Source organism: Acuticoccus yangtzensis (assembly GCF_001927245.1).
GTDB lineage: Bacteria > Pseudomonadota > Alphaproteobacteria > Rhizobiales > Amorphaceae > Acuticoccus > Acuticoccus yangtzensis.
Genome location: NZ_MJUX01000017.1, coordinates 22,183 through 28,358 on the forward strand (window position 1 = coordinate 22,183; position 6,176 = coordinate 28,358).

The following is a 6,176-nucleotide window of genomic DNA, read 5'->3' on the forward strand; positions in this document are numbered from 1 at the left end:
AAGGCGGGGCCGGCCTCAGAGCGTGGAATAGACGCCGACCTTGTGGAAGGCCTCGCGCATCAGATCGCGTCCGGCGGCGAAGGAATAATGCTCCTCCACCAGATCGCGGCCGTTGGCGGACAGCTTGGCCCACAAGGCGGGGTCGGTGTCGAGCCGGGCGATGGCCTCGACGAAGTCGGCCGGTTCGCGGGCGATCAGGCAGTCATAGCCGCTCCTGAGGCCGATGCCTTCGGCGGCGATCGGCGACAGCACGCACGGGATTCCGGCCGCCAGAGCGCCCACCACCTTGCCCTTCAGCCCGGCCCCGGCGATCAGCGGGGCGACGAAGATCTTATGGCTGTCATAAAGGGTGTTCACGTCCTCGACGAAGCCGGGGGTCTTCACGCCCGCGTGGGTCTCCTCCAGGGCGCGGATCTCCGGCGGCATGGCGCTGCCATAGACCGAGAAGTCGCCGCCCGCGCCGCGCGCGACGAGCTCGGGCATGACCTTTTCCACGAACCACAGGACGGCGCTGCGGTTGGGCGGGTGCTTGAAGCCGCCGAGGAAGGCGGTGCCGGAGCGCGCCTCGAAGGGCGGGATGTCGTCGCGCAGGCGCACCACCCAGGGGCATTTGGCAAGTTTCACCCGGCCCAGAGCATGGCTGGCGATCACCGAATGCTCCACCTCGTTATAAGAGAGGGTGAGGTCGCAGCGCGCCATCGCCTCCAGCTCGTCGATGCGGGTCGCCTCGGCCTTGGCGAAGGCACCCGGGTCGCCGCTGGCCTCCGCCTCGCGGATCTCGCGCAGGAAGTGAAGGTCGGCGTTCATCAGCATGACCTTGGCCTGGGGGGCGGACTTGCGCACCCAGTCGATGACGTCGCGCGCGACGCCGTAGCGGGTGATGTAGACGACGTCGAATTCGGAGCCGCGGGCTTCCAGGAATTCGGGGATGGAGATGAAGAAGGGCGTGGTGATGACCTCGATGCCCTGATCCTCGAGATCGCTCTTATAGTGGCCGAGATGGGCGAGATTGCGCGGCAGGAAGGTGCACTTGAAGCCGAGCGCCTGGACGAGCTTCATCTCCTCCCAGGCGGCATAGGAGCCGGCATCGCGGTCCGGTCGCGGCGTCGCATAGTCGATGAAGAGGACGCGCCCGACGATGCCGCGGTCCTTCTCGAGGTCGGGCTCGACGCCTTCGGGGCTGAAGTTGCGGAAGGCGGAGGCCCACTCTTTCTTGAACTTCGGCCGGTTGACCTCCTGGAAGGCCTTCATGCCGGAGGTGACCTCGGTGCCGGAGGTCTTGCCCTCGTGGTGGAAGACGACGGAGGCGGGGGCGAACATCGTCCGGTAGCCGGCCGCGCGCACCTTGAAGGCGAAGTCGGTGTCCTCGAAGTACATCGGCTCCAGATAGGCCGAGAGGCCGCCGACCTCGTCCCAGATGGCGCGCGTCGTCATCATCGCCGCGCCGGACAGATAGTCGGCCTCGCGCACGTAGGAGAAGCGCGGGTCCATCGGGTTGGCGCCGCGCCCATAATTCCACGGATTGCCGGAGCGCCAGATGATGCCGCCGGCCTCCTGCAGGGTGCCGTCGGGATAGAGGAGCTTGGCGCCCGTCAGGCCGACATTCCCGAATCGCTGGAACGGGTCGATGAGGGCGTCGAGCCAGCCCACGGTGGGTTCGGTGTCGTTGTTGAGGAGGACGACATAGCGCCCCTTGGAGGCGGCGACGCCGGCGTTGCAGGCGCGGATGAAGCGCTGCGGCGTCTCGTTGCGCACGACGGTGATGCCGGAGACGATCTCGCCGAGCTCCGTGGTGCGGTCGGTGGAGCCGTCGTCGACGACGATCACCTCGAACGAGGCCTTGCAGCGGGCGAGCAGCAGGGCGCACAGGCCGTGATAGGTGATCTCGAACTTGTTGTGGGCGGGGACGACGACCGAGACGTCCGGCGACTCCACCTCGGGAAAGGCGAGCGGCTTGATGTCGGAGGAGTCCAGCATCTCGAAGCCGAGCCCCAGAACGCGGTGCGCGTGGACGGTCTGGCGTGCGGCCTCGGGGCTGAGCCCTGCGGCGAGGGCGGCCTCCAGGGCGCCGTAGCGGTAGCGCGCCTCGTTGGCGAGCGGCATCGGCACGGGCCGTCCGCCCTCGCGCTGCAGCGTCGTATAGGGGGTGGAGAGGCCGGCGAGCACCATCACGGTGCGCCACAGGGTGCGCATGCCATAAAGGTCGCGCACCGCGATCACACGTTCGGCGCCGTTGAGGAACTGGCGCGGGAGGGTGAGGGTGGCGGGCGTGGTGCCGATGGCGACGGGGCCGGCGAAGACGTCGTCGATATAGAGCGTGTAGGTGCCGCTGGTCTCCGCGGCGAGGGCGATGGCGTGGCGGCCGGCCGGCTCGCCGGTGACGCGGGTCATCGGCGGCAGCGGCAGGGTGCAGCGGGCCTCGCCGATCTCACCTGAGGCACTTCCCCCTGCGGCGCGCAGGACGATCTCCACGGCGCCTTCGCCGCAGGACGAAAGATCGGCGCGGCCGACGAGGCCGCCGGCATTGGGTTCGCCGAGGCGCAGGCCCTCCGGCACCGCAGGGGCGCCGGTGTGGACGGCGACGCGCAGTTCGCTGAGGAAGAGCACCGGCGGGACCTTGGCGGCGGCCTCGGCCAGGGTGTCGAGGGCGAAGGAGATGGCGATCAGCCGCGCCTTGGGGTGGGCCGGCAGGATCAGGCTGACAGGGGCATGGTTGGCCGCGCTCGGTCCGCCGAAGTGCTCGGCGCGCACCGGCACGGAGTGTTTGGCGAGCACCTGGCCCTGGTCGCCGAGGGTCTCGAAGACGAGGCTGCCGGTCATCCTGTGCGCCGCGGCGAGCGCGCTGACGCGGTAGCTGCGCGGTCCGATGGCGATGCCGTCCCGGCCTTCGGGGGCGATCGTCAGCACCGCCTTCGGGGCCGGCTCGTTGAACCAGACCGAAAGGGTCTTGCCGCCGGCCACCGTCCACTTGGGATCGTTGTTGAGGGTGGTCTTGAGGACCGGCCCGCCCTTCACCGCGACGGCGAGGTCCGCCAGGATGCCCGGCCCGGCGACCACGCCCGGCGTGCGGCGCAGCTCCGCGGCGGGGGTGACGGGAACGCTCTCGCTGCCGCAGCGCACGGTGAGGGCCGACAGGGCCGCCTCGTCCCGGCACATGATTTCGGCCACCCCGTCGAAGGCGATGACGGCGTTGATCCCCGGCGGAAGAGTGGTCATGGACGGTCCGTTGCTGGGTGCGCTCTCTTGGGGGCCGTGTCGGCTCTGTTCGGAGCGAGACCGGCTCGGAATGTGCTAGCGGGAAAGCGTCACAAGCGCAACTTTAAGAAATATTGCTTTGAGTTGCCGAAAATGTGAATAAATCAACTTGCCTTTTTGCAGTAGAGAAGATGTCTTTACGTGCGTGTGGCTGTTCGATCTGTAACGGTGCGGGCGGCGCTGCGGCGAGGGGCCGGGCAATACGTTTGCGGCCGTGTCGCGGCGGGCGGGTGTATGGGAGCGCCCGCATCAATACAAGGTTGCGTCTGGCCGGTTCCGGGGCGTTGCTCGAACGCCGAACGCCGAACGCCGAACGCCGAACGCCGAACGCCGAACGCCGAACGCCGAACGCCGAACGCCGAACGCCGAACGCCGAACGCCGAACGCCGAACGCTGAACGCTGAACGCCGAACGGGCGGCGGCCTTATTGGGCGGCGGCGCGGTGCGCCGGCGGCGGGGCGGCGGCGGGCCACCTTGCCATCGCCGCGTCGTGCAGGGCGAAGTCCACCCGGTTGGCCGCGCTCAGCTCGTCATGAACCTCTTCGCCGAGCTCTTCGCGGATGCGGGCGAGCTTTTCGCCCGGCGTGGCGTCCGAGCTGTCGGTGGTGTTGGCGCGGGCGCTGTAGGCCTTGAAGCCGGGGAAGTGCGGGGCGATCAGCGCGTCGAGCCTCGCGGCGGATCCGGCGAAATCCTCCACCAGGCCGATGAAGGGGGCGCGGTCGAGGGCGCGCATGGCGGTGCTGTAGAGGTCGGCGGTGAGGCGCGCCTCGTAGGCGGCGAGGCGATGGGCCTGGAAGTCGCGGAAGGCGAGGTCGTTCGGCCGGTCGAGGCGGGCCTTCACGTAGCCGGGGAAGTCGTTCGCCTTGGCAAGGCGCGCCCCCAGCGTGTCGGCGGCCTGCTTCTTCTCGAAGCTGTAGGCGGAGCGGATGCGCAGGAGCGGGTGGCGCAGGAAGATGATCGGCAGCACCGTGAGCCCGTTGCCGTCGTGGCCGAGCCACCAGTCCCCGGTGTGGGTGGAGAGGACGTCGAGCCCGGTGTGGGCGCGCAGATAAGCGTGGGTGAGGTCGGCGTTGGAGAGGCCGTTGCGGGTGGGGAATTCGTGCGTCACCCAGCGCGCGCCGAAATGCTCCTTCAGGACGACGTCGACCGAGGAGCCGGCATTCTTGAAGATGTGGCAGTGGACGATGACCGGGCGCGGCGCCGGGGTGCGCAGCGTGGCCGGTGCGCCGAGGGGGGACGGTGCGAGGGGCGGCGCTGCGGCGAGGGCCGCCGGTGCCGCGATGGGAAGCGGTGCCGCGATGCGGGCGGCCTCCCTGAGGGCGGTTTCGGGCAGCGGCGCCTCGGCGGGCGGGGCGAAGAGGGGGGCTGCGGCGAGGAGGTCCTTCGCGCCCAGAAGGAGGGTGTGGCCGGCGAAGCTCTTTTCGCTGGCGCGGCGGCGGGTTTCGGCGGCGACCTGGGCGGGGTCGACGGGGCCGCCTTCGGGCGCGGTCCCGTGGGCCTCGGCGAGGCGCTGGTCGAAGGCGCGCAGCGGGGCGGGCAGAAGCGGGCGCGGCAGGGGCGGCAGGGGACGGGCGCTGCGGATGAAGCCGAGGTCGGGCGCCGTTGGCCCTCGTGCGCCCGTCCCCTCCTCCACAGCCCGGCTTTCGAGGCCGAGTGAGGCGAGGGTTCCGGCGGGGTCGGCGGTGAAGGCCTCGTAGGAGACGACGGGCGTTCCCGCCGGGGCGGCGGCGAGAAGGGAGAGCCAGGTGTCCATGATGCGCGAGGTGGCGGCGGCGAAGTCCTGGCCCTCGCGCTCATCGGCGCCCTGCCCCTCACCATGTCCCGCACCATGCCACTGGCGCTGCAGCGCGCCGGTGAGGGCGACGGCGCTGCGATGGACGATGACGACCGTGCAGGAGAGGCCGGCCTCTTGGGCGACGCGCAGCCAGAGCGGCAGGGTGAAGGCGAAGCCCGCGTCCTGGCAGACGATGCCCCCTCCTCCGGCGCTGTCGGTGTGCCCGCGGGTCAAGGGGATGTCCGCGGCGAGGGCGGCGCGCGCACCCGGCAGCAGGGCGTCCCCGGCCCACTCGGTCAGCGATGCGGGGGCCAAAGAGGCGAAATCGAGGGTGAGGGGGATACGGTCCGGGCGGTGTCCGGCGAGGGCGAGGAGGGCGCGGTTGAAGGCGCCGATGGCGGGGACGGCGCCGGCCGTGATGCGCTCGTTCGGGCCGTGGGGGCTGGACGGGTGGGCCGTTTCGAAGCCGCTCGCCGCGAGGGCTGCGGCGAGTGTGGTGAGGCCGGACCCCGCGGCACCCGCCAGGAAAATCACTTTGCGCATCGTATCCTTCGCCACGTCCCGACGGGGACGGGATGTGTTTGGCCCGTGCGGGCGGTCGGCGGCAAGGTGCACAATGTGGCCAAAGCGGCGGGGCTTGCCAATCCCGCGCTCCCCGGTGCCGGCCGCTCCCGCGGGGCTGGAGCGCCGCATCCCGAGTGGACGTGGCGGGCGTCATGCCGGGGGCGATACCAGGCCCGATACCAGCCATGGGGGTGGTTCTGGCTCGCGCGCCCCTGCCCGATCCCTCGATGATCCCCTGCTTATCCCCAGGGGGCGGAGCCGGTTCGCGCCGTATGACGTTGTGATGAATTTTGTGGGTTGACCGGGTTTGGCGGGGCCCATATACCCCCGTTCACCGCAGCGGCGGGGCGGCCTTCAGGGGCTGGCCGGCGGCGCGGAGGGACTTCCAAGCTTTTGAAAAAGCGGCGAAGTTCGGGTCATTCTCCTCTTCTTGGAGAGGGGGTTGACGGGTCGGGGGCGAGGCTTTAGAGCGGCGCTCCCGGGTGGTGGATCGGAGCTTTCGAGTGCCGCGTCCGCCCTGGTGTCATTGGCACCCGAGGGTGCCTCCGGGTGCTGCGCAAAGCGGCCCGGCCCTTGAAAAAGG

The 6,176-nt window shown here is 70.3% G+C and carries 2 protein-coding genes; both read right to left on the bottom strand.

Annotated features, from left to right (window positions below; genetic code table 11):
- Window positions 1–15: 15 nt before the first annotated feature.
- Window positions 16–3,216 (bottom strand): glycosyltransferase, encoded by a 3,201-nt coding sequence (locus BIX52_RS22040; RefSeq protein WP_075223268.1) that lies wholly within the window; start codon window positions 3,214–3,216, stop codon window positions 16–18.
- Window positions 3,217–3,679: 463 nt separating this feature from the next.
- The gene (locus BIX52_RS23135) at window positions 3,680–5,572 is read right to left on the bottom strand and encodes a sulfotransferase family protein (RefSeq protein WP_108676661.1); all 1,893 of its coding nucleotides are present in this window, start codon (window positions 5,570–5,572) and stop codon (window positions 3,680–3,682) included.
- Window positions 5,573–6,176 lie beyond the last annotated feature (604 nt).